The sequence below is a fragment of the Ammoniphilus sp. CFH 90114 genome (genome assembly GCF_004123195.1).
Taxonomy (GTDB): domain Bacteria; phylum Bacillota; class Bacilli; order Aneurinibacillales; family RAOX-1; genus YIM-78166.
This window is the reverse complement of the sequence record NZ_SDLI01000005.1, coordinates 133,894-159,087: the sequence shown is the minus strand read 5'-3', so window position 1 is coordinate 159,087 and position 25,194 is coordinate 133,894. Positions and strand designations below refer to the sequence as shown.

The following is a 25,194-nucleotide window of genomic DNA, read 5'->3' as shown; positions in this document are numbered from 1 at the left end:
CCCTGCTATTTTAGCATGAGGCACGGTTAGTCTGCCAATACTCTAGCTTCTTCTCAAGCAGAGCTAGCACCTGCTAAAAAACCTAAAGAGGGTATTCTCCCTTGAGAACACCCTCCTTTGTACTACCCTATTTCTCAATATAAGCCCATTTGAATTCTACTTTTGCCGAACTATCTACCAGAACATCTTTCACTTCAGCTTTTTGGACGGAAGGAAACGAATAATAGTAAACGGGGATCACAGGCATTTCATCCATGAAGATGGCTTCTGCCTCAGCAAGTATGGCTTTGCGTTTCTCTTTATCGGGTTCTAGATCGGAGCTTGTCAACAATTCTTTATACCTATCATTTTCCCAACGCCCTTCATTATTTCCGCTGTTTTTGTCTTTAAACAGTCTCAGGAAATCAATCGGATCATGAACACTAGCAGACCAGCCCGAACGCCCGATGGTGAAATTCCCTTGTGCCAAATTGTCTAGAACAACTCCCCATTCTTGGTTTACCATACTCACTTCAACCCCTAAGGTTGTTCTCCATTGATCTTGAACAGCTTCAGCAATCTTTTTATGTGTTTCCGCTGTGTTATACAAGATCTCAAGCGGCGGAAGCTCATTAATGGCTAGTTCTTGCATTCCTTCTTGCAATAAACGTTTGGCCGTTTCAGTATCGTTGTCTTTGAGGTATCCTCCTGGTTTTAATTCCAAAGACGGTGGAACGAGGCCCAAAGCAGGAATTTCACCGGTTTGGGTGATATTATCTACGAGCAGTTGACGATTGATCGCGTAGGAAAAGGCTTGACGAACCTTTTTATTATTAAAGGGGACCTTTTCGGTGTTGAAGATGTAAAAGTAAGTGGCTGCAACCGGCTTCATGCTCAATTCACCGGTATCCTTTAGAGTTGGAATAGCTTCTGTTGGCAAAAACGTAAGAGGCGCACCTAACCAATTCAACTCGCCCATCTCAAATAACGAAAGAGCGGTGTTCTCATCGGTTAAGATGGACATGCGGATCTCATCCAGATTGACACTTTGCTGATCCCAGTATTGATCGTTTTTAACTAGAACAACCTCCGAGCTGTGATCCCATTTCTCCATTTTAAAAGGTCCATTTCCTACATACGTACTCGGGTCCTTTGCCCAGTCAGGATTGGCTGTCACGATCTTTTTGTTGACTGGAAAATAGATAAAGTCAGCCGTTAATTCCAAGAAAAACGGAGTCGGTTGTTCTAGTTTGACCTCGAGGGTTCGATCATCGAGCGCTTTTACCCCCACTTGATCCAGCGGGACTTCGCCTTTATTGGCCTTTTCTGCATGTTGGATATAATACAGTTTATCCGCTGAACCAGCTGCCGTGGCCGGATCTAGAGCACGCTTCCATGCAAATTCAAAATCATGCGCGGTAACAGCATCTCCATTGTTCCACTTGGAATTTCGAATGGTAAAGGTGTATGTTTTCTGGTCAGAAGAAATTTCAACGTGTTCAGCCGTTGAGTTAACAAGCTGGCCGTTGAGATCTCTCCGAGTCAAACCATCAAAATTCGCTCGAACAACGGACATGGTCGCTGCATCTGGAACTAATGCCGGGTCAACCGACGTTAAATCAGAGTGCAAGTTAGTTTTCAGAATCTGCGGTTCTTTAGATGATTCCGAAGGCGCTGGATTCGTGGCACTCTCCTTCGTTCCAGTTGTCGATTGTTGAACGGGTTGGGTTTCATCCTGACTTCCACAGCCTGCCGTCAATCCAGCAAGAAGGCTTGCTATACTAAAGCCTAATAGTAATCGCTTATTTTTTTTCAATTTAATTCCCCCTTGTGTTGAATAAACCGCTTCACATGATCTTCTAATATAGAAAGCGGCAAGGGCCCTGTCGATAAGACCGCATCGTGAAATTGCTTGATATCAAAACGCGCCCCCAAGCCTTGCTGCGCCCTGTTCCTCAGTTCCATGAATTTTAAATATCCCAATCTATAGCTTAGAGCCTGTGCAGGAAGATCCGTCGAATAGCGGAGGGTTTCCGATGCAATTTGGACATCGGATTCTATCGTCGTCTTTTTCATATAATCTCTGGCCTGCTGCAAGGACCAGCCTAAAGCATTCATGCCCGTATCAATGACTAATCGTTGCGAAATAAATCGTTCATGTACGAGTCGACCATACCAATCATACGGATTATCGTACAGCCCCATCTCACGAGGAAGTCCTGCCCCATATTCCGCCCACCCCTCTAAGTAACCGATTAACTCCAAGGTCTCTCTTCTAATCGGATGTAATTGTTGATTTTCATGCTGAAGAGCTACTTGTAGATGGTGCCCTGGAATTAATTCATGGTAGATTAAGGTGGCCGCTGTCAATTGGGGTCTCGTCTCTAGACCTGATCCATTATAATGATAGGTTCCTACCGAGCGTAAAAGAGAGGGAGCCTCAAAATATCCATAGGTCATTCCCGCTTCAAGTGCCGGGTCTAATCGTTTTACCGAGTATTCGGACACTGGTAGTTTCAAAAAGTAGTCTTTCATCAAGGGTTCAATTCGTCTCATATGGTATTGATAACGCTCTTCTACCTCTACAGGGCTTTGCGCATAGAGGATGCCTGCCTCTCGTATATGCTCAAGGAAATCACTTTCTGAACCATGAAATTTCATTTGAGCTCGCACTTCTCTCATCTGTTCCGTCAACAGATGGACTTGCTCTAAGCCGATGTCATGGATCTTCTCCGGCGCGATATCATAGCTCACATTCATGCGAATATAGAGTTGATACGTATCCAATCCACCTTTATACTGACCCATCCCTACCCGATCTGGACATTTTAGCCGATAATCATCGGATGCTAAATACGTGATTAATCGCTGCAATTCTTGCTGGACCTGCGTCTTCACCACATGCTGGACGTTATGAATCCATCGTTTGGCCCATGCCGGCTCCAAAGCCTGCGTACGTCTTTCTGAAACTTCCAAGTACAGGGGAAGCGTCTCTTTTAAATTTTTTAACATTGCAAGAATAGGATGAAGGGCGGGAAGCGGTAGATACCAGCCTTTATTAGCTTGCATCTCCAATTTGCATGTCATAGCTTTGATCGCATCCCCAAAGTCTATCAATAACTTATAATAAAGCTCAGCATCGTATTTGTTCTTCATCACAAAAGGGGCAAACAAGTCCACAGCATAGGTTTTGAGCCAATACACCGTATAGGGGGTGACAGGAAAGTCCGCCCACCATATCTCCGTTTTTCGAGCCATCCATTGAAGCTGATCCTCCATAAAATCTAACGTTAGCTGATCCTCATAAGGCAGGGCCTCTTTCTGAATCTGTCTTACTAGATTTAACTTTTCCTTGGCAAAGGACTGGTCTGCTTCGGCTTCTTCTAGATTGCCTTTTGGAATATGTTGCACAGGGAGCCCCTGTTTACGTGTCAAATTGGGATCACGGTCTAGTCTTAATTGCCATATGGCATCAGCTATCTGATCTAGCTGCTCTTTGGCTTGCATCTCGTTTTTGCCCCCTTTAAGCGACTTTTCAATCTTTATAGAAAATTCCGTATTTTAATTTTATGGGTTATTTTAGTATAATTAAACCCCCTAAAAGGGGGATATTTCATAGATCTCACTATATTTTTCTTGAAAGTAACGAATGAGATGATCTGGATTGAGCTCTTCCCCTGTCACGTCTAGTAAAAGTTCATTCGGTGTTTTCATCTTCCCATGGACGTGCACATTCTTACTTAGCCACTCTCGAATAGAGGTTAAATCACCGTTACTTACGAGTTGATGAAAGTTCGGTAGCTCTCTCATCATCGTATTTCGGAACTGTGCTGCGTATAAGATTCCTAGTAGATACGAAGGAAACTGCCCGAATAGTCCCATGGACCAATGCATATCCTGCAGGACACCTTGACGATCGGTCAGAGGCACGATGCCAAAGTTTGCTTTCATTTTTTCATTCCATAGCTGAAGCAGGTCTTTGACTTCGAGATGATCCTCGAACAAGGCCTTTTCAATTTCATAACGGATCATGACATGGAACGGATAGGTCAACTCATCCGCCTCTACCCGAATGAAGGAGGGTTTTACGACATGAAGAGCACGGTAAAAGTCTTGGAATTCCACCCTCTCAAAGGGATTCGGCTGAAGCTCTTGCAACAACGGATAATAACGACGACAGAAGCCGGGATGCAGCCCAATCATTTTCTCCCAGAAAAGAGACTGAGATTCGTGCATTCCCCAGGACGCCCCTTCACATAGGGGGGTGCCAATGAGGTCGGGGGATATATTTTGCTCATACAGGGCATGCCCTCCTTCATGAATGGCCCCAGATAAACCATAGGTAAAATCCTGTTCAAGATAGTGGGTCGTCACCCGAACATCGTGTGGATTGATGGTAAGGGCAAAGGGATGAACGGATTCATCTAGACGGCCGCGTTCAAAATCATACCCTATCTCTTGTAATACATGATGGATCAAGATTTTTTGTTTTTCCTTAGGAAAGGACTGATATAAGAAACTCGTGTTCGGTTCGGCTCTTGACCCAATCGTTCTAAGAAGAGGAAGAAGGTTTTCTTTCAGCTTGTGTGTCACTGCATCGAGGATATCTACCGTCACCCCAGGATCATAAATCTGCAACAAGGCATCGTACTTCTTACCTTCTATCCGCCAATACGATATAAAGCGTTTATTCCATTCCACTAGTTGTTCTAGGTACGGTTGAAAAATGGTAAAGTCTGATTTCATCTTTGCTTCTTCCCACACCGTGGTGGCAATCGACTTGACGTTCATATACGCTTGATACTCTTCCCTTGGAATTCTCGTATTTCGGTCATACTCTTTCTTGACCTCTTCTATGATTCTTCTCGTCCTGGGGGACAAGGATGGATAGGAGGAGCGATCGGTTAGAGCCTCTAAATAATATTTCATTTCGCTTGAGGTTGACATCTCAAAGATCATGGAGGAAATGGTTCCTAACGCTTCCGAGCGAAGGGATGCCCCCTTACTCGGCGCCCCCGTGCGCAGATCCCAAAACATGAGATCGGTTGCCTCTTTCATCTGCATCATTTTTTTAATGTAGCGTAAAAATTGTTCTTCTATCGAATCTATTGTTTCGTTCAATCCTCTCATCCTTTCCTTGATTCCATATCTTCCAACGAGGGAAAGCGACGGGTGGAGAACAACGATAAATCAATCGCAGGCTTTCCTTCAACCAGGAATTGGCTCAACGCTTCCCCAAGGGCACTCACAAACTTAAACCCATGGCCAGAAAAACCGGCAGCAAGCAGTACATGTGAATGATTCGGGTGGCGGTCGACGATAAAATGTTCATCAGGAGTTACCGTGTACAAGCAGGTAGATCCACGCAGAAGCTGACCGGATGCTTGCGGCATGTAGGTGTCTAAGCATTGACGCAAATCTTGTTCATCCTCCGTGAAGCTGCCGAAAGGAGGGATCTCATGACCGAACTGGACTTCCTGCCCCCCATCATGGCGTCCGACTTTCAGTCCCCCACCTTCTCGGTCAGGGAATCCGTAATAATCTGTCGTTCCTTTGGTGATCACGAATCCTGGAAAGGCAGGTGAATGGAAAAACGTTCCTTGCGTCTCAAACCATCCCACCGCTTTTCGCATGACTCTCATGGGGAGCTTCAGATCTCCTACTAATGACGGATTTCCAGCACCCGCACAAATAAGTAGTTTATCCGCGGTAAAGATGTGATCCTTCGTTTGGACGGTTACGCCATGAGCATGATACGTGACTTTTTCTACACGGGTATGAGGAAACAGCTTGGCTCCCTCTTGTAAGGCAAGTTGACGATAAGACTGGATGGCTTTCTCCGGATATAAGATGCCAGCCTGGGTTTCTAGCAATCCTTCCGCCGATTCGGGCAGGACGAATCCAGGCCATCTCTTTAGAATCTCCTCTCTTGAATACCGTTCCACTGGCAGAGAAAATTCTCTAGCCGCCGCCAGCTTATCCTCCATGGAAGATGGACCATCAATGCCGATGCTGAGCACCCCCGTTGGATCGAGAATCTGTTCTGACGTTTGGGCCTCCAACTCCTTCCATAATTCCAACGCCCTCAAAGCAAGGGGGATAAAGGGTCTTTGGTCTGGGTAGGTATAACGGTATAATCGGGTATCCCCGTGATGGCTCCCCTGTAAATGTGGAGGATCATAGGCATCTAACAAAACTGTTTGGATCCCTTTCTTTGCTAGATAATAGCCCGCGGCCATTCCCATCGATCCTGCCCCAATAATTAACACATCGCTATGGTATTTATTCATGGTCATTATAGCTCCAGCCCCTTCAACAGTTCCATTATTCTGATAAATGCTATTAGTAATAATGTAAAAAACTTACTACTGAAGGGCAACCACCTAAACATGGGTTTGCTCCCCCCTATTTAGGGGGGCAGGTTAGATCCATTGATTCCTAATGGCCTTGGCGACGGCTTCGGTTCTATTTTTGCAGGATAATTTCTTGATTACATTCGTAACGTATTCTTTTACCGTATCCGTTCCTAGAAAAAGTTCGCTCGATATTTCTTTATTGGTCTTTCCCTTTGCCATTAATTGCAGCACGTCTTTTTCGCGTTTCGACAACAGGTTCGCCTCAGGAGAAGTCGAGTGAATCACATGTAGGAGCGCCTGCTTCGTAAGCGATGGATCAATGAATCGTTCCCCGAGCAGCACCTTTTCGATAGCCTCAAACAATTCGAGTCTACCAATCGTCTTCAACACATATCCATCTGCTCCCGCTCTCATGGCTTCTACTAAAAACTTTTCATCCGTATAAATGGTTAGTAGAATCACCTTCATATGAGGATGTTGCTGTTTGATCTCACGTGCCGCTTCGATCCCATCCTTCTTAGGCATACTTACGTCGAGCAGAGCCACATCCGGCATTAACTCTCTAATCTCTCGGCAAGCGGTTTCCCCATCTCCAGATTCTCCAATGACCTGGAATTGAGGCTGATTAAAGAGAAGATGCAAGCCTTCCCGAACAATATTATGGTCATCAGCTATATAAAGTTTAATCATCTTGTGGATCTCGATCCTTTCTTAGGTGGTGTTCTCCATCTAATAACACTTCAATCCACGTTCCCTTAGCAGGTTGACTCGTGATCGTTAATCTTCCATTTAAATCATCTATTCTTCTTTTCATTCCTAGTAATCCATACGCTTCACGATTCTTTAACTTATGCGTAAGATCAAATCCAATTCCTTGATCTTCAATAAGAATGCGAACTTCTGTGGATTCAAAATACATAGACACGGAGGCTTGCTTGGTGTGGGCGTGTTTATATATATTATTAATGGCCTCTTGAATCACACGGTAAAGATAGATTTCGGCTTTGGCATGATAGCGGCTGGGATTTCCCTGAATGTACAGGTCAATCTCCATTAACCCTTGTTGCGAGTACCTCGAAATCAACTCTTCCACCGCTCCTAAAAACCCATATTTCTCTAGAGCAACCGGGTGCAAGTCATAGATAATCTGGCGTATCTCCTGAATATTTTCCTTGGTCATGGACAGCAGCTTGTCCAATACGGCTAGAACGTGATCCGGTGAACGGTCGATTTCGTCCCTACAATATTGAAGATGGAAATAAAGCCCCACCATGGATTGGTTCAAAGAATCATGGATTTCCTGTGCAATTCGCTGCCGCTCTCTTTCCTGCATATCGACTTGCATCGCTAATAAGTCCGCGTTTAATTGTCTGCTTTCTTCTAACTCTAAGAATGTTTTGGCATTTTCACTCGCGACTCCAATCTGCAGACCAATCGACTCAATTAATGAGATATCTTCGGGCTCAAACACGCGATACTCCTTCGTGAATACATCTAATACTCCAATCGTTTTCTTCTTTACTTGAATCGGAACACTCATCAGAGATTTGAATCCTTCAAGCTGTGGTCTTTGATGGTAATATTGACCCAAGTCTTCCGTTACCACCGTTTTCCCACTCGCCGCAACTACCCCTCCAATGCTATCGGTGGGAAGTTTTTTCATGTGCTTCACCGTTTCTGTTGGAATCCCATAGAAGTGTTGGGCGATAAAATATTCTTTATTCTCATCAAGCAAATAAATAACCGCCGCATCAAAATTCAATGTTTCAATGCACTCCACTATCGCCTTATAGAGCACCTCATCGAGCCTTAAGGTCGTGCTTAAAGCGATAGACACCTTACTCAACGCTTGTATCCTCGTAAATTCGGTCATCTTTTCCTCCTAAGTAAACGATTACCAATTTTAGTATACTTCATGAAATACAAAAAACCCATGCCCTTCAAAGCATAGGTTTGATCCTTAATTAAATCTTCTTGATTTCTCGACTAAATATTGGACTCCAATAGGCTATATAGTGGATGTAGAAAAAGAACTAATCACGAGTTAACTTATTAAGTTAGAAGCCACCCATAAGCAATAAACGTAAAGCGGAAATCATCCCTCTCCTTGGCCAATAGGATCGCTCTTTCATTGTAAGTGATGTCATAGAACTTCAATTGCACTAAATATGATCAGGGACTTTGCTGATTATGCTCATAAAAAAATACATAGAAGCCATATACATAAGAGTAAAAACTACAGGAGTAGAAATACATTGGAGAAACAAAATAGCAGATTTAGATGGGTTGTATTTGCTTCTGTACTGTTTACTTATTTATTAATGGCAAGCCAACGTACCGCTCCGGGACTGATTACAGATCAAGTCATGAGGGATTTTAATGTAACCGCATCAACGATTGGGCTGCTGACAAGTATACAATTTTTCGTATACACTGGTTTGCAAATTCCAATGGGTATTTTAGTAGATCATTTTGGGCCCAATTATTTTCTCATTTTAGGAGCCATACTCACGGGTTTAGGTACCATCCTTTACAGTCTTGGCACGCATGAATTGGTCCTATTTTCCGCTAGGATCCTAACGGGAACAGGAGATGCGACGATCTGGGTCAGTCTGGTGTTAATTCTAAGCCATTGGTTTAATGTAAAGGAATTTGTTCGATTAATTGGTCTGGCAGGCATGACAGGAAGCCTCGGTTTTCTTTTGGCGACAGTTCCTTTCTCTGCCTGGATTAACTTACTTGGATGGAGGACAGCATTTTTTTCAGCGGGACTACTCTTATGTTTTTGTGGAATTCTCCTTACTTTTGTACTCATAAAAAAACCAAAACAAATCTTTCCTAACGAATCGCTATCCGTAAAAAAGGAGTTTAAGCTTGCAGGAACATTGGCTTTATTACAAAGAACATTTTCGGATCGGCAGGCATGGGCTTTATTCTTTTGTCACTTTGGCGTTGTCGGCGGGTATATTGGGTTTATTAGTTCGTGGGCAGTACCTTATGGGATGAGTGTATATGGAATGACACGTTCAGACGCAAGTCAGCTCATTATGATGGGTCTTATTGGGGCGTTAATCGGGGCTCCTCTAACGAGTTGGATTTCCAGCAAGTTAGAAACCATTAAACGACCTTATGTGATCGTTCATTTCACGATTTTATTAAGTTGGTCTTCCTTTCTTTTCTTTCGTGGGAATCCGCCCTTTCCCGTTGTCGTTATGCTTTTCTTTCTCATTGGCTTTGGTTTTGGGGCAAGTGCCTTAACTTTTGCTCTCGTTCGTCAAACTTTTCCTATAAAAGAATCTGGCATTGTCTCCGGATTTGCAAATACTGGTGGATTTCTAAGTGCTGTCTTGTTGCCAAGCATTTTTGGAACGATATTGGATTTTTTTCAGACTACTTCAGGCAGTATGACTGATGGATACTTCTACGGTTTCATCTGTCCCGTTATCTTCTCTCTGATTGGCTTGATTGGGGTCAGTTCTTTCAAGGAAAAGCGTCAAGATTCAGGACGTAAAGCGACTGTTCATTCATCTTAAAGCATGGAGCATGCCTAGAATAACTAGTGTAAAATGGAAAAACCCTATCCAGTGGTGATACTGGGTAGGGTTTTCACCTTACCTGCCTAAGGGACTTTCTCAGACCGCATCCTGGCTTGGCTGCACCTCTTCCAGTCATCTCGCACGTTTCTATCTATTTAATACGCGGTAGAGTTCATCTAATGTTTGAATCTGATAGGTCGGTTTGATCTCCGTATCGTTGAGCGTTCTCTCCGGGTTAAACCAACAAGTGTCTAAACCAGCCAGCTGCCTCCCTTTGATATCAGCACTTAAAGAATCTCCTATAATTAAGGCTTGTTCCACAGAGAAATTAGAAATTCTGGCAAATACGTAATCAAAGTATTCCTTCATGGGCTTTTGATAACCTGTATCTTCTGAAACAAAAACATCCTTAAAAAGAGGTAATAACCCTGATGCCTTCAATCGCTTAAACTGAGTCCTTGAAACCCCATTGGTCACAATGAATAAGTCATACTGGTCTTTCAGGTTAGTGATTAATTCAAGCGCCCCTTGTACAAGATGATGACCTTCTTCCAAATAGGTACGGTAATTTTTTTCTAGTAACACCCCGTCCATCTCTCTTCCATACTCCTTAAATAATAAGGAAAAGCGGGTATTCACGACTTCATCACGTGATCGTTTTCCTTCTTCGAAGGATCTCCATAGAGACTGGTTGATTCGTTTATATTGTTCTTCCATTTCCAGAGTTAAGGAAAACTTCTGCTCTTCAAATAACCGCCTTAAGGCTTGCCTTTCCGTTGCACCAAAATCTAACAGTGTATGGTCGACATCAAAAAATAAAGTTCTGTATGGCTTCATCGTCAGCTCTCTCCCTATTCCACTATCTATCTAATCAGTCTGGCACTTGAATTCCCCTAAATTCGTTCATCTTGCAAATATCTTCACAATTGTAGTTTTAACATTTAGTATACTTCATCAAAAGAAAAAAACCCATGCCGTAAAGCGTAGGGGTTGTTCCTTTAACTAAATCTTCTTGATTTCTCGACCAAATATTGAACTCCATATAATAAATAGGCTTTATAGTGTAAGTAGATAAAAAACTGATGATGCGTCAATTTATTGAGACTTATGATTTTCCATTTTTTAAAAAGATCGATGAACAGATAAGCAAAGAGACCATCCGCCATCGCATTGAGTAACACAAACTTTTTAAAGTTACCATACGAAATTTTTAGCAACCACATGGAAAGAGGTAAATAAGGACCAATACTAAAAGGAAGCTCATCCTTAAAGAAGGATTTTTTCCCATCGTAAAACTTCCACCAATTCCGATTGTGACCGTATATGTGATTGAAGATCTCAAAAATGACAATAAATATACCCGCTAAAGAATAGCGCTTGAAATCACGCTTTCCTATAAATAACAACGATAACCATGGAAAGATGATGATGGACAAATTAAATACCAAGTGTCTCTTTGTAATCACCGTTTTCACCTCACCTAATTTTCGACGACACCTTTAGTTTATCCAATCCCCCGAAAAACTTGCTAATATAGGTAAGCATGAATAGGAATAAAAAATGAAATCAAGGTCTATATCCATAACCAAAAGAAAAAAAGAAACTAAAGACGACTACCAGGATCGTTAACGGAATCAAACTAAATAGGAGGAAGAGCTTCTCCTTTTTGGTTCGGGCATGAGTTACCACTTAAAGTAAATAAAGATGAGGATCCCAATAAATGGGAAAAAGATATAATTCGTAATCGTATCCACCCATCCTGAATTCTTATCCCAATAGATCTCCGGAACAGGACGAATGTTCTCAAATTCGTTATCAATTCTATTCTTCACCGTTATAAATATATAAGAAACCATCGAATAGTAAGCTACAATAATCCCTTTAACCCACCAAAACAAGTATCTGTTGAACACCACTACAATAAAAATGAAGGATAAAGTGATAAATAATCCTGTGTACTGCTGCAACAAAATTACCCCTCCCCACAATAGTGATCCGAGATCTTACAGTTTAGTCTAGTGGAGATCACATAAGAGTGGGAGTACCAAATATTTTTGGTACCTATGTCTACGTCGATCTGGGCGGCAGGTTGGACATAGGATCCTTATTGCTTTGTAGAGGCCTCTCTTTTTGGTCTTCTCGGATATTGAGTCCGTTATTAAAATCACGCACCACGCATTCCGGATACAAATACTATTAGTGCATTATGGTATGTGCAGCTCCCATTTCCCTTTCATCCTCATTCAACTAAACTTTATTCACTTTCATCATATCCATACTTTAGTCTTAACTGTTCCTTACGTTCTTGAAATGATAGATGGAAATAAACGGGAGGGTTTCCAAAGTGGGTGGTAAAGACTTTGTCCTTATAGCTTACTAAATAGCTCTCTTCTTGATTAGCACTTTCATCTAAAAACTCAACTCTAAATCCTTCAAAAATATCCGTATTTATTTCACAATTTAAGAGAATCGTTTTTGTCTGACCATCCTTTTTGGCTAAGTGAAAAATACCGTGACCACTCCATATTTCCTCCTTGTATTCCACTCTTTCTCCGGAAGTACTGAAAGATTTAATATAATTGTATCCACATCGGAGACAATAAAGATAGAATTCATTCGTCTTGTAGTAAGAATCTTCTATAGCAACCCGGCCACAATGTGGGCATTCTACGGCAGATATTACAGATGCCAGCATCATCATCTCCTTAATATTAGATTTGCTAATAAGATAAATCTTTGGGATAGTCCTAGGGATCTTGGAAAATGAAGTGTTTAATAGATAGTGGATAAAACGAATTAGACTTAGATGAGGAAAATAAAAGAAGAGGTAAAATGGGAGCTTGTCTATAGTTTAGATGTATTTTTGACGTAATTCAAGCAATAAATTTCCATTTCCTTAGGAAACTTGTTCACTAGTACAACCTTTCAAATCTCGTCCCGGCCATCGTAACCGTTCGGGAGATTCGTTAAGCTTTTTCAACAGCTTCAACCCATATCAGCCAAGCAGCTGATTTTCGCTGGTTCGGATCTCCTGTTCGACAAGCCCTTCGCATTAGTTTGCGAAGGGCTAACCTTTCAATTCACCAAAAAGGTGAATTGACATCCTTACAATTGCTTCTGCCCACTAACTATTGCTATAAATAGAGATTTTTACTTTCCCCTTCAGTATTTCTAGATATGCAAACTTCCAGACTTTTTGAGTAATTTCTTGATGGATCACCACTTCCTCCGTATTCCATTGTTTAACTTTCCCTAGAAACACAATCCCTTTTTCCCAGATGTTGACCTTTACTCGCTTACCGGAAGGAATAAACAATTTGTTCCGCTCCCTTTTTCTATTCTGGAAAGTTTGCGCTTACATAGTATGCATTCACTCCCTTTTCGGTTAGCAAAAAAGCCCTAGTTTATCAAAAACTACCATGAAAACAATTCTCATAAACCAAAAAGGATATTAAATTGTTCCATTAAAGTAAAAAGGGACATTATAATAGCCCTAAATGACTTATATAGATGAAAAGAATATGCCCTTCCAGTACACTCAACGATATCTGATAACATCAATAATAGTAAAAACCCCCATTCCATTAAGAATAGGGGCTCACTTGTTCATATATATCCAGTGATGATTCCTTGTTGGTCTTGGTTAAACCCTGTTGTATCTAAAAAAACATGCCTATATGAGGCTTAGGGCTTCACACTACTGGGGTTTGACCCCCTCAAATCGGGACCACCCCATTTTCAGGCTTTATTCGACACCTTTGACACCCTCAAATCGGGACCACCCCGTTTTCAGGGCTTCATTCAGCCACTTTGACACCCTCAAATCGGGGCCAAGCCGTTTTCAGGGCTTCATTCGACACCTTTGACACCCTCAAATCGCGACCACCCCATTTTCAGGGCTTCATTCGACACCTTTGACACCCTCAAATCGCGACCACCCCATTTTCAGGGCTTCATTCGACACCTTTGACACCCTCAAATCGCGACCACCCCATTTTCAGGGCTTCATTCGACACCTTTGACACCCTCAAAAAAGATTAGTCCCTCATCACGAGGTAAAGTTCTAAGGACTTTTCCGTTCACTTCACCAATTAGCTAACAGAAGAACTATTGCTGTTTTTACTATCCCTTGTCGTTTCTGCCTCTACGCGAGATCCTATTACTATAGGTACGAGTAATAAAGACAGTAATCCACCTGCAATTGATAATGCTGTGTAACTCCAATTAGCTAAAATCATTCCAGACAAAGCTCCTCCAGTAGCTCCTCCTAACGCAATAAAAACATCCACTGTCCCTTGTATCCTCGCACGCGTTGAAGGTTCTGTTGAATCCACTATTTGGGCGGTCCCACTTATCAAACCAAAGTTCCATCCTATACCCAATAAAGCAAGAGCAATGACCAACATAATTAACGAATCACTTGGGGCAAACGCTGCTAATATACCCGCAAGGAGCAACGTAACGCCTGAGGCAACCGCCATGGCTGTTCTACCAATCTTGTCCACTAGAATGCCGGTAATAAGGGAAGGAAGATACATCGAACCGATATGAACACCGATAACCAGACCGATTTCACTTAATCCATGACCATGGTGCCTCATGTGGATCGGTGTCATAGTCATAATGGATATCATCACCATTTGGGTCAGTACCATGACGGTGGTACCAACCATAATCCCTCTTTTATTGATTGTTTGATTCGTGTCTAGCGGTCCTTCTACATCCGCTTTTTCTTGCGCTTTCATTGCCTTTACTAATAGGAATGGATCAGGACGAAGCAAGAAGAAAATGACAAGACCTGCTATTAGAAATGCAGAACTAGATAAAATGAATGGCCCAGCAAGTTCGGGTATGCCGATGGCTCCTGCAAATTTCCCCATTACATCGACTAAGTTAGGCCCTACAAACGCACCAACCGTTACAGAAACCATCGCAATACTAACAGCAGTAGCTCGCTGGTTTTTATTTGCTAAATCCGTCCCAGCATAACGCGCTTGTAAATTTGTTGCGGTGCCGGCCCCATATATAAAAAGGAAAATAAATAATAGGAAGATATTATTCATCATCGCTGCAAGGACTACACCAATTCCTCCAAGTCCCCCTGTGATAAACCCCATTGTAAGACCTGTGCGCCGTCCATACTGTTGAGAGAGTCTACCTACCAAAAAAGCCGCCCCTGCGGAACCCAATGTAAATAAAGCAGCAGGAATTCCAGTAAAGGCATCCGACCCCATCATTTGCTGCGCAAGTAGTGCACCCACCGTAATCCCAGCGCCTAATCCAGCTCCCCCAAAAATTTGTGAAATACTAACGATGAATAAGGTGCGTTTGTATAACATTTTTTGTTTTTCTGAAGAAGCTATATAAGTGTGAATGAGATCATCTTCTTTTTTAGACATTTTACACCTCGATTCTCTACCTTGATGATACCATTATATAGTAAGTTTAAAATTTATTTTTCAGGTTTTCATGGATTATTAAAAAAAGCAACTACTTAAGCAGTTGCCATAAAGGAAGATTAGCTTACGGATTCGTTGACCATAAACCGGCCGTTTTTAATACCACGCGCGGATGAAGCTTCAACCCTGATACAATTAACTCAGCGAGATCTTCTGGATGCATGACTCTTTCCGCATCTCCCGAGATTAAATTCAATTCATTGGCTAAATCGGTTGCTACTGTACTTGGAGCAAGGGCTGTCACACGAATGTTGTGCTTTCTTACCTCCAACATAAGAGATTCAGTTAAGCCAAACACGGCAAATTTAGAGGCGCTGTACGCACTGGTAACCGGCGCGCCTTTTTGACCAGCTGTTGAAGAAATGTTGACGATATCCCCTGATTTTCTCTCTATCATTTCAGGTAAAACCACTCTCGTCACGTTGTACACACCCATGAGATTTACACGGATGATGTTTTCCCATTCAACTGGGGACAAATCTAGGAAACCGCCAAATTTAGCAATCCCCGCATTGTTGATTAAGATATCGATAGCGCCTAAGTCAGACTTCAGGCTTTCTACGGCCTTTTCTACTGACTCAAGATCGGCTACATCTGCTGTTGCCGTTGACACTTTCATTCCATAAGAGGCCAATTCTCCTTCAACCTGATCCAAATGAGACGCATTCCGTCCAATGAGCGCTAGATTGACCCCTTCTTTTGCTAAGGCATGCGCAGTGGCTCGTCCAATCCCTCTACCTCCGCCTGTAATTAACGCGGTCTTTCCGTTTAAAGAAATCATATACACTCTCCTTCATAAAAAACTTGTAATCTTTGACAATACATAACAAATTTAGCATTCGCTAACCGCCTGGTTCTCATTCTTCAAGTCTACTTGTAGGCCAATCAAATGAGGATCGTTGGAACAGGTACTCCAGCTTTAAAATGTTTGTTTTCTATTAAAAAAACACTCTCCTCTAGGAAATGACCTGTTCGGAGAGTGTTCCTCATTTTAAATAGATACCTTCATTTAGGCATAGCCAACCTATGCGCGATAAGCTCGTTCAAGAATTTGCAAATAGTCATCCGCTGTTACGGTCCGAACGTTACTTGGTGTTGAGCCGTTCTGTACGGCTAAGTTAACAATGGTCGAAAAATCTTTTTCCTGTACACCCGTTAAGTCTTTCAACTTGGGGATTTCGAGTTCCTGTGTAAAGGCTTCGATTCCTTCTATGGTTTTTCGACAGCCAATTCATCCGTGTCTGATTCCTTCGCAAATCTCATATACCGGGCTATGGTAGCATGCATGGGTTTGTTTTCTGCCGCGTTGAACCGTAATACATGTGGCAAGAAGACGGCATTCGCGACACCATGAGGAGTATCATAAAGTCCGCCAAGTGCTTCCGCTAAACAATGCACAGCGGCTACGTCAGCAGAACCAAAACATAGACCAGCCAGCAGGCTGCCTTCTAGCATATCATGACGAGCTGCCTCATTCTGGCCATCACGGAAGGCGATAGGCAAGGCTGGAACAATGGTTTGCATCGCTCTAGCACCAAGCGCTTGTGAAATGGGATTGGTTACTTTACAAGTATAGCCTTCAATCGCGTGAACCAATGCATCAACACCGGTAGCGGCGGTGACGAAGGATGGAACGCTGAATGTTAATTCAGGATCAAGAACAGCCAAGATCGGTCGCAATGAGGCATGCTTCAGAGTCATCTTGCGATGGGTGGATGCCTCAGTAATGACAGAGGAGCGAGTAACCTCCGATCCCGTTCCGGCTGTGGTTGGGATGCAAATAATCGGGGCAATATTGGTGTACGGACGTCGACCGTCAGCATAATCAGATGGCGTCCCCCCATTCGGACCACATAAAGCGATCGCTTTACCCGTATCCATAGCACTTCCACCGCCGATGGCAACGACAGCACCTGCATGAAAGTCGCGAAACAGTTCAGCACCGGCTACACAATCCGTATCCCGAGGATTGGGCGCAACCGAGTCGAACAATGAAACTCGAAATCCCGATTCCTCTAGTGAAGCTTTGATTGGATCGACTAGTCCGGCACGAAACACACCTGGGTCACTTACAAGTAAGATCGATTTGTCGATCTGGAGGGATTGCAGCATTTCTGGCAGTTTCTTCGCCTTTCCCATCCCCATCTCAATTTGAGTAGCACAAAAATAATGATAGGATTTCATAGGTGGTCCTCCTGTGTCATAAAATAACGGCATGATTTACCAAATTTATGACCTAATCATACATCAAACTTGATCTTCATAGTATCGTTTTCAAATTCTCTTCCTGGTTTTGTATGGAATGCTTTCTTGGATTTTGCAAGTTTGAGTGGGAAATTTGCAAGTTCTCTAATATATTTGCAAGTTCCAGGTTCCTCACAAAAAAAACCGCCATCCATTAACGGACAGCGGTTCCTATCTGCTTCTTAAGCTTTAAGATCTAAACGATCGGCATTCATAACCTTAACCCACGCCGTGATAAAGTCACGCACAAACTTCTCTTGGTTATCGTCTTGCGCATACACTTCGGCAATGGCACGTAGAACGGAGTTGGAACCGAACACGAGGTCCACTCTCGTTGCCGTACGCACGACTTCCCCTGTCTTGCGATCACGACCTTCAAAAACGACTCCGTCAACAGGCTTCCATTGTACTCCCATATCCAGCAAGTTCACAAAGAAATCATTCGTGAGCGTGCCTACACGATCCGTGAATACGCCGTGTTGGGTGCCGCCATAGTTGGTCCCTAGAACGCGCATGCCGCCAATCAGAGCTGTCATTTCAGGTGCCGTGAGGCCTAGTAGTTGTGCCTNTGCTGTCATTTCTGGTGCCGTGAGGCCTAGTAGTTGCGCCCTATCTACTAAAAGCTCTTCTGCACTCACTCGATACTGCTTCTCCTGATAGTTGCGGAAACCATCCGCAATCGGCTCAAGCACGGCGAAGCCTGCGATATCCGTTTGCTCTTCTGTTGCATCACCGCGTCCAGGAGCAAAAGGAACGGTAACATCAAAACCTGCATCTCTAGCTGCTTTTTCAATTGCGGCACTACCACCTAGGACAATCAAGTCGGCTAGGCTGACTTTCTTCTCTAGTTGATTTTGAATGCCTTCAAGTACCGCAAGCACTTTAGCAAGCTGTTCCGGTTGATTCACTTCCCAATACCTCTGTGGCGCAAGACGGATGCGACCACCATTAGCGCCTCCGCGCATATCCGATCCACGGAAGGTGCTAGCGGAAGCCCAAGCGGTGGTGACGAGCTCGCTGACCGTAAGGCCTGAATCTAGAAGCTTTGCTTTGAGTTCAGCTACTTCTGCATCGGTTAAGTCATAATCCACTGTTGGCACAGGATCTTGCCAGATCAGATCTTCTTCTGGCACTTCTGGACCTAGATATCTGGCTTTAGGACCCATGTCTCGGTGCAACAGTTTGAACCAGGCACGAGCAAATACATCCGCAAACTCCTCTGGATTCTCATAGAAGCGACGAGAGATCTTTTCGTATTCGGGATCATAACGCAAGGCCATATCCGCTGTGGTCATCATCGTCGGAACACGAACAGAGGAATCTTCTGCATCAGGGGCAAGATCGCTCTCATCCGGATCTACAGCCAGCCACTGATAAGCACCCGCGGGACTCTTGGTCAGCCACCATTGATATTTAAACAAGAGTTCAAAGTAGCCATTATCCCACTGAGTTGGATTCGCCGTCCAAGCCCCTTCAATCCCGCTCGTGATCGTATCACGACCTTTTCCGCTCCCATGTGAGCTTAGCCAGCCCAAGCCCTGTGCTTCAACCGGCNCGGTGCAACAGTTTGAACCAGGCACGAGCAAAGACATCGGCAAACTCCTCTGGATTCTCATAGAAACGACGAGAAATTTTTTCGTATTCGGGATCATAACGCAAGGCCATATCGGCAGTGGTCATCATCGTTGGAACACGTATTGAGGGATCTTCTGCATCAGGGGCAAGATCGCTCTCATCCGGATCTACAGCGAGCCACTGATAGGCACCTGCAGGACTCTTGGACAGCCACCATTGATATTTAAACAAGAGTTCAAAGTAGCCATTATCCCACTGAGTTGGATTCGCCGTCCAAGCCCCTTCAATCCCGCTCGTGATCGTGTCACGACCTCTTCCACTGCCATGTTTGCTTAACCAACCTAAGCCTAGCGCTTCAATCGGANAATCCCGCTCGTGATCGTATCACGACCTTTTCCGCTCCCATGTGAGCTTAGCCAGCCCAAGCCCTGTGCTTCAACCGGCGCCGCCTCTGGCTCTGGACCAACATGAGCCGCATCTCCAGCCCCGTGTGCCTTACCAAACGTATGACCACCGGCAATAAGGGCAACGGTTTCTTCATCGTTCATCCCCATACGAGCAAACGTTTCGCGAATGTCGCGACCACTGGCAACAGGATCTGGCTTCCCATTTGGACCCTCTGGGTTCACGTAGATCAGACCCATCTGAACCGCCGCCAGCGGATTCTCTAGGTCACGTTCGCCAGAGTAACGATTATCCCCTAACCATTCCTTTTCAGCCCCCCAGTAAATGTCTTCTTCCGGATGCCAAATATCGGGGCGTCCTGCTCCAAACCCGAAGGTCTTCCCGCCCATGGATTCAATGGCCACATTCCCTGCTAGTACGAGCAAATCCGCCCAAGAGATCTTGTTTCCATACTTTTGCTTAATCGGCCATAGCAGTCGACGGGCTTTATCCAGGTTGCCATTGTCAGGCCAACTGTTGAGTGGTGCAAAACGCTGCGCGCCGGTTCCAGCACCGCCTCTGCCGTCACCAGTCCGATACGTACCAGCTGCGTGCCATGACATACGAATAAACAAGGGACCATAATGTCCATAGTCCGCCGGCCACCAATCTTGACTGTCTGTCATGAGATCATGGAGATCCTTCTTCAGCGCATCGTAATCTAACTTTTTAAATTCCTCTGCGTAATCGAAGTCTTCTCCCAAAGGATTCGATTTTCTATCATGTTGACGGAGAATATTCAGATTCAACTGGTTGGGCCACCAGTCTTTATTCGATGTAGCACTTGATCTATTACTAGTAACTGCACCGTGCGAGAACGGACATTTTCCTGCATTCGTCGTATCTTTCGCGTTCATACTTTTTTCCCCTCTCTATGAAAACAAAGTAGTAAAACCCAAATACGCGTTGTTTCGATAACAAAAATCATTCCTTAATTAAAATTATAACAAATTATTTCTTGAAAGAAAAGCATAGAATTTGCGATAATCCAAAAGATATTTTTGGCCATGCATAAAGCCATACTCTGACGAGTGATACGATAAATAACCTATATCCGGCAGAATTCAATAGGGCACTCTTGGCATTGACACATTTCTTTTAAATAGGTGAAATCTCGAATGACGATATAGTCACGTTTTAAATCTATATTCCTTGCTCTCGCAGATCCCTGATCATTCGGTTCACATTCTCTCTAGAAGAGCCCGTAAGGTGCGCGAGCTCAACGTTAGTCAGACGGACCGTAATCATCATCCCCTCTTTGACAGGCTTGCCGAAGTTCTTCGCCAATCTAATCAGCATCGAACACAATGCCCCACGCTTTCCAAAAAACAAAAGATCTCTAAGTTTGGAGTCAGCAGCGCGCCTAGAAGACTCTAGAAACTGCGTAAACTCTACAGCAAATCGCCCTTCCTCAAGCAGTAGATCATCTAGGTCCACACGGTCCAGGACTCCGATTTCGCATTCCGTGATGGCCCGGGCACTTAAATCACCCATCTCGCTAATCGTACTAAAGATATCGCCTTCGCGCAGAAGGTGGAGAATAAATTCTTTCTGATCAAATGCTTTCCTCTTAATCAATGCCTGCCCGTTACGAATGTAATACAATCGCTCGAGTCCTTCCCCAAACTTAAATATCGTTGACCTTGCTTTGATTTGTTTCGTTGTCATTTTCCTCATCATCTTAGTTAAGGAATCTTCTGAAAAAAAAGCGGGAAGTCGAGGATGTTGAATTGAGGCAAGGGACATCGAGTTCATGGTCTTCCTCCTCCGTTCGGTTTTGCCCTCATTATACCGAAAGGAAAAGAGGAAAAGGCGTGATTTCGGTCACTCTTTTTAGGGTCGTTTCTGAATTAAGTGTGAACGGGGTACCTTAGACGTGATCGGATGTCCGGAGAAAAATCTTTATTTGGAGCTTGAAAAATAAGCAAGGATAATCTGAGTATATTCAGTAAAGTCTTTTAAATGGTCATCGAGGATTTTTTTTAAAATCAGTAGGTTGATTTCTTGATAATCATGCACAGCAATATTACGGAACCCTATCATGGCTTTCATTTTTCCACTAAGCGAAGAGGGGATGATACTTTCCTTTTCCAAAAAGGAAAATGCATCCCGACTATTCTGCGGCAAACCCAGCTTTTTCTCTGCCACAATATGCATGGCCAAATCGATGCATGCTTCGCAAGCCCGCTGTAGATTAAGGATGATGGAATCCTGCTTTGTATAGTTCTCTAAGTGCTTAGGGTTGTTGTCATATTCTTCTCTAATTCGCTTCATACATCGTTCAATGATACTTACTTTGTTTAAAACCACATCATTTCTCATATACTGACCCGCTTTCCTCAATTCTCCTCAAAATCTCTGTGCGTTCTTCATTTAATTTTGTATACATCTTTAATGCTTTTACTTCAAATTTAGCCTTTTTTAATTCATCTGTACAATAAATAGCTTTGCCAGTATGTACAATTCTTGCTTGAAACACCGTACTGGCTTGCTTTAAGTCAATGAGATCCACATCTCGACTTAGTTTTGCAGCCAGTTCCTGAGCAATCAGAAATACTTCATACTGATCTAGTTGCTTTTCATCACTTAAGAAAGCAATATCAATGTCACTATCTCTATGGGCACATCCATTAGCCATAGACCCGAATAAGATAATTAAATAGGGAGAAACTTTTTCGACTAGCCCATCTATCATCACTTTTTCCATATTAACGTCCAATGGTCAATCCTCCCTTTGTTGTTTTCGACTCCGGATTGAGGAACATACCGTTCGCTTTTTCCTAGAAAAACCGAACAAACTTTGTAGTAAGTGACTTGCTCCAATACTTTTCATTATATCAAAAAAAGGATAGAATACGAAATGGTGCGGAATCTCGTAAAGTCCCTCTATGCTTGCTCTATATATAGGAATTGACCCTACTCATGAGGCAAGCTCTACTCTTGAATACCCCCTACTACCTTCATCATGGTAGACTTACGAACCTGGCTTCATTCCGGGAATTTCAGTCTCCACTGACCACTTCGATTTCCAGCATTTCAAACCCTTTGTTTTTTCAGAAAATATAAATAAATAAACCGGTAGGCAGACGAACCTGTGGTTCTCGTGTGCGCGGACATACGTTCCGCTATCCCGTTGACTTGGGTGCGTTTCCAAGTTCATCCGGACATGGGATTCCTTATTTTAAAGTATTCTGTCGCTTTTTCTTGTTTTTCTGTTGAATAACGGATCCTATGTCCTCTTCCATCTCCAAATGGGCGATTTCTGCGGATTTAGCGGATTGTACGTCCGCGTAGAAGGTATTGAAACAATTTTCGATGCTTTCAGCCCTTATCCTTCGGTTCGACAATTATAGCGCTTCTTAATGGAATATTTCAGTAATATAATCTCCTAGGAGTTAGGAACCAACTTTTTCCACTCTAGTTCCATATTCACGCGTCCATATTAGTTATTTAGAAAGGGGTTTGATCATGTCGTTCTATGGATTTGTTGTGTTTATTCACATTATAGCTGCCGTCTGTGGTCTAGGTGCCGTATTTGCTAACCCATCGATCATGAAGAGGGGAACAACGGTCAACAAGGCTAAACAGGCATTGGAAACCGCAAAAGACGTAGAGAAATTCGCGAAGATCGGAAGCATTGCACTCTTGCTCACAGGCCTGCTCTTGGGTCTATTAAATCCAAGCTTATTTACCGAAGGATGGTATATTGCTGCCTTAATTTTGTACCTCGCCGTCCAACCCATTGTGGCCTATATGATTCCTAAAAAAGCGGAAAATCTATATGTCCTATTAGAAAAACAAGATAGTGATACGTTACCAGCCGAATTTATGCCGATTGCCATGCAAATTGCTAAATTAGATAACATCGCTCGGGCTTCTGTCTTTATCTTAATTCTTTTAATGTCACTAAAACCATTTTAAGGTCTCGTTCGAGTCTATCTTTAGCGGAAGCCTTGTCCCTAGCTCTACATCGTCCTATGATCAATTCTGAAGTTTTAATCAAAACCCCCTGATGTAAAGCTAGGGAAATCATTTATTATATAGATTTCTGTCTGTCAAAATAAAAAACCGACATCATCATCTAAGAAGATATCGGCATAATTGGTTAAAGTCACTAACTATTAATACACTCTATACGTTTGACCGGTCTGAGCCCCTTCAACACTTTTTCTGTAGGCTGTTGTCACTCTGCTGGCTGAGACAGGCTCGAACCCTGGAAAATATGGACCATACTTTTCTATCGACTCTACCAAAACATTGGGGCTTACATTATTGATCCGTATACCGCGAGGCATCTCAATCGCTGCAGATTCAACAAAAGCTCGGATTGCTCCGCTGGCCATGGCAGCGGACGCTCCTCCCCGTATAGGATCATCCATGATGATTCCTGTTGTCAAAGTAAAACTTCCATGATCCTTGACATGCTGAAGACCAAGTAAGACCAAATTAATTTGTCCTTTTAATTTGCTTTGTATGGAAATCTCATTGTCCTCAGGTGTCATGTCAAGCAGAGACCCAAAGTGGGTCACCCCAGTCGTACTAATGACGGCATCAATGTTCCCCACGGTTTCGTACATCCTTTTGATGCTTTCTATAGATGTAATGTCAACCGTAATTTCGGAACCCTTCCTAGAAGCCGAAAGGATTTCATGTCTTGAAGAAAATTCGTTTCGAACCGCCTTTCCTATGGTTCCCGTTCCACCCACAACTAAGATTCTCATGTTACTTCCCTCCGGAACAACAACCACTTTTCTCTGTTGAACTAATCTGGATAGAATCGCTTTTCACATCTTCAGATTCACTGGAGCAACAAGACGACTCCATGGGTTGTTTAGGCTTTAACTCCTCGACTTTTGGTGTTGAACAACAATTTGACTTCATTTTTCATCTCTCCTTTTAGAATTTTAATGTACAGCTGAACTTTTATTTTCATTTTGTGCTTGCGTGGAAATGGCTAACAGGCCGCCCATGATGATTACATTCTGCAAAAAGCTGAGTTGCTCGGTCGCTGCCATCTCTGGAGGAAGAGCCCAGAAGTTGTGCATGACAATATTGGTTGGAATCATAAAGGCCGTCATTCCCCATGCCACCCAACGCAGTTGATATCCAAAGATAAGGGCCAACCCTCCACCTAATTCAATTGCGATGGCACCGATCAGGAGAACCGGGATCAGGGAAGGTGGGAAACCTTTCATGGCCATCCATCCAGCGGTAGCCCCCCAATTTAAGATTTTGAACAAACCCATATAGGCGAATATTCCACCCATCAAAACACGACCTACAGTATACATTTTATATCCCTCTTTTCTTTTGTATTACCATACCTATGTATAGTATATTTTTGTGAAAAAAATGATTTAGACTACATCGTATCCCTGGTCCTCAATGACCTCTTTAATCGATTCAATCGTTACTTTGGCTTCATCATAAGATACAGAGACGCTCTTATTCGCTAAATTGACCTGACCTGCTGCTCCGATTTCTTTCAAAGCTCCCTCAATCGCCTTCACACAGTGACCGCAAGACATTCCCTCTACTTGTAATAATACGTTTTTCATGTTTACTTCTCCTTTTCTTTTATTGATTTCTTATTTTTAATTT

22 protein-coding genes and 3 pseudogenes are annotated in these 25,194 nt (G+C 43.2%); 2 read left to right on the top strand and 23 right to left on the bottom strand.

Translation table 11 applies throughout. From position 1 onward, the window contains the following. Positions 1-127 precede the first annotated feature (127 nt). From EIZ39_RS13075 to EIZ39_RS13050, 6 genes are all read right to left on the bottom strand, one after another. Positions 128-1,795 carry a peptide ABC transporter substrate-binding protein gene (locus tag EIZ39_RS13075; protein ID WP_129200428.1) on the bottom strand — a complete coding sequence of 556 codons (1,668 nt, stop codon included), beginning with the start codon at positions 1,793-1,795 and terminating at the stop codon, positions 128-130. After that, positions 1,792-3,486: a DUF885 domain-containing protein gene (locus tag EIZ39_RS13070; protein ID WP_129200427.1), complete on the bottom strand. Its 1,695-nt coding sequence runs from the start codon at positions 3,484-3,486 to the stop codon at positions 1,792-1,794. The genes EIZ39_RS13075 and EIZ39_RS13070 overlap by 4 nt, the downstream gene beginning before the upstream one ends. A 90-nt stretch (positions 3,487-3,576) precedes the next feature. After that, entirely contained in the window at positions 3,577-5,100 is a 1,524-nt protein-coding gene (locus EIZ39_RS13065; RefSeq protein WP_255433944.1) for a carboxypeptidase M32, read from the bottom strand. Between the two features lie 5 nt (positions 5,101-5,105). After that, on the bottom strand, positions 5,106-6,275 hold the full coding sequence (gene solA, locus EIZ39_RS13060; protein ID WP_129200425.1) for an N-methyl-L-tryptophan oxidase: 1,170 nt from the start codon (positions 6,273-6,275) through the stop codon (positions 5,106-5,108). A 126-nt stretch (positions 6,276-6,401) separates the two neighbouring features. After that, complete coding sequence (locus tag EIZ39_RS13055; protein ID WP_129200424.1) at positions 6,402-7,025, bottom strand: response regulator; 624 nt, start codon at positions 7,023-7,025, stop codon at positions 6,402-6,404. Continuing rightward, positions 7,018-8,208: a GAF domain-containing sensor histidine kinase gene (locus EIZ39_RS13050; protein ID WP_129200423.1), complete on the bottom strand. Its 1,191-nt coding sequence runs from the start codon at positions 8,206-8,208 to the stop codon at positions 7,018-7,020. Before EIZ39_RS13050 ends, EIZ39_RS13055 begins: the two co-directional genes overlap by 8 nt. Before the next feature lie 382 nt (positions 8,209-8,590). Here EIZ39_RS13050 and EIZ39_RS13045 point away from each other — a divergent pair, with 382 nt between their 5' ends. Next, positions 8,591-9,868, top strand: coding sequence for an MFS transporter (locus EIZ39_RS13045; protein ID WP_129200422.1), 1,278 nt, complete (start codon positions 8,591-8,593; stop codon positions 9,866-9,868). A 150-nt stretch (positions 9,869-10,018) separates the two neighbouring features. Here the strand turns inward: EIZ39_RS13045 and EIZ39_RS13040 are convergent, their stop codons facing one another. The 14 genes and pseudogenes from EIZ39_RS13040 to mntA all read right to left on the bottom strand — a co-directional run bounded on the left by EIZ39_RS13040 (position 10,019) and on the right by mntA (position 22,300). After that, positions 10,019-10,708, bottom strand: coding sequence for a YjjG family noncanonical pyrimidine nucleotidase (locus EIZ39_RS13040; RefSeq protein WP_129200421.1), 690 nt, complete (start codon positions 10,706-10,708; stop codon positions 10,019-10,021). A 161-nt stretch (positions 10,709-10,869) separates the two neighbouring features. Then, positions 10,870-11,337: a hypothetical protein gene (locus tag EIZ39_RS13035; protein ID WP_129200420.1), complete on the bottom strand. Its 468-nt coding sequence runs from the start codon at positions 11,335-11,337 to the stop codon at positions 10,870-10,872. Between the two features lie 216 nt (positions 11,338-11,553). Further along, positions 11,554-11,841, bottom strand: coding sequence for a hypothetical protein (locus EIZ39_RS13030; RefSeq protein WP_129200419.1), 288 nt, complete (start codon positions 11,839-11,841; stop codon positions 11,554-11,556). Between the two features lie 284 nt (positions 11,842-12,125). Then, positions 12,126-12,416 (bottom strand): hypothetical protein, encoded by a 291-nt coding sequence (locus EIZ39_RS13025; protein WP_129200418.1) that lies wholly within the window; start codon positions 12,414-12,416, stop codon positions 12,126-12,128. Between the two features lie 579 nt (positions 12,417-12,995). After that, positions 12,996-13,187 (bottom strand): hypothetical protein, encoded by a 192-nt coding sequence (locus tag EIZ39_RS13020; RefSeq protein WP_129200417.1) that lies wholly within the window; start codon positions 13,185-13,187, stop codon positions 12,996-12,998. Between the two features lie 775 nt (positions 13,188-13,962). Continuing rightward, a complete protein-coding gene (locus tag EIZ39_RS13015; protein WP_129200416.1) occupies positions 13,963-15,270 on the bottom strand; it encodes an MFS transporter in 1,308 nt (435 codons plus the stop codon). A gap of 124 nt (positions 15,271-15,394) precedes the next feature. Next, on the bottom strand, positions 15,395-16,111 hold the full coding sequence (locus EIZ39_RS13010; RefSeq protein ID WP_129200415.1) for a 3-ketoacyl-ACP reductase: 717 nt from the start codon (positions 16,109-16,111) through the stop codon (positions 15,395-15,397). A gap of 243 nt (positions 16,112-16,354) precedes the next feature. Continuing rightward, positions 16,355-17,514 (bottom strand): annotated as a pseudogene (locus EIZ39_RS13005) (iron-containing alcohol dehydrogenase). A 242-nt stretch (positions 17,515-17,756) separates the two neighbouring features. Next, a pseudogene (locus tag EIZ39_RS13000) lies at positions 17,757-19,127 on the bottom strand (peroxidase family protein); the annotation flags it as partial. Between the two features lie 189 nt (positions 19,128-19,316). Next, on the bottom strand, positions 19,317-19,475 hold the full coding sequence (locus tag EIZ39_RS27870; RefSeq protein ID WP_483296035.1) for a hypothetical protein: 159 nt from the start codon (positions 19,473-19,475) through the stop codon (positions 19,317-19,319). A 31-nt stretch (positions 19,476-19,506) separates the two neighbouring features. Then, a pseudogene (locus EIZ39_RS12995) lies at positions 19,507-20,450 on the bottom strand (peroxidase family protein); the annotation flags it as partial. A gap of 286 nt (positions 20,451-20,736) precedes the next feature. Further along, positions 20,737-21,348, bottom strand: a complete 612-nt coding sequence (locus EIZ39_RS12990) for a Crp/Fnr family transcriptional regulator (RefSeq protein WP_129200414.1) — start codon at positions 21,346-21,348, stop codon at positions 20,737-20,739. Positions 21,349-21,495: 147 nt separating this feature from the next. Further along, the gene (hepT, locus tag EIZ39_RS12985) at positions 21,496-21,915 is read right to left on the bottom strand and encodes a type VII toxin-antitoxin system HepT family RNase toxin (protein ID WP_129200413.1); all 420 of its coding nucleotides are present in this window, start codon (positions 21,913-21,915) and stop codon (positions 21,496-21,498) included. Continuing rightward, a complete protein-coding gene (gene mntA, locus EIZ39_RS12980) occupies positions 21,905-22,300 on the bottom strand; it encodes a type VII toxin-antitoxin system MntA family adenylyltransferase antitoxin (RefSeq protein ID WP_205668558.1) in 396 nt (131 codons plus the stop codon). The genes hepT and mntA overlap by 11 nt, the downstream gene beginning before the upstream one ends. Before the next feature lie 761 nt (positions 22,301-23,061). Here mntA and EIZ39_RS12975 point away from each other — a divergent pair. After that, complete coding sequence (locus EIZ39_RS12975; protein ID WP_240675799.1) at positions 23,062-23,514, top strand: DUF2269 family protein; 453 nt, start codon at positions 23,062-23,064, stop codon at positions 23,512-23,514. Positions 23,515-23,714: 200 nt separating this feature from the next. Here EIZ39_RS12975 and EIZ39_RS12970 read toward each other — a convergent pair whose 3' ends face one another. From EIZ39_RS12970 to EIZ39_RS12960, 3 genes are all read right to left on the bottom strand, one after another. Then, on the bottom strand, positions 23,715-24,314 hold the full coding sequence (locus EIZ39_RS12970) for a short chain dehydrogenase (RefSeq protein WP_129200410.1): 600 nt from the start codon (positions 24,312-24,314) through the stop codon (positions 23,715-23,717). A gap of 183 nt (positions 24,315-24,497) precedes the next feature. Then, positions 24,498-24,884, bottom strand: a complete 387-nt coding sequence (locus EIZ39_RS12965; RefSeq protein ID WP_129200409.1) for a DoxX family protein — start codon at positions 24,882-24,884, stop codon at positions 24,498-24,500. A 66-nt stretch (positions 24,885-24,950) separates the two neighbouring features. Continuing rightward, positions 24,951-25,151 (bottom strand): copper ion binding protein, encoded by a 201-nt coding sequence (locus EIZ39_RS12960; protein ID WP_129200408.1) that lies wholly within the window; start codon positions 25,149-25,151, stop codon positions 24,951-24,953. Positions 25,152-25,194: the final 43 nt, after the last annotated feature.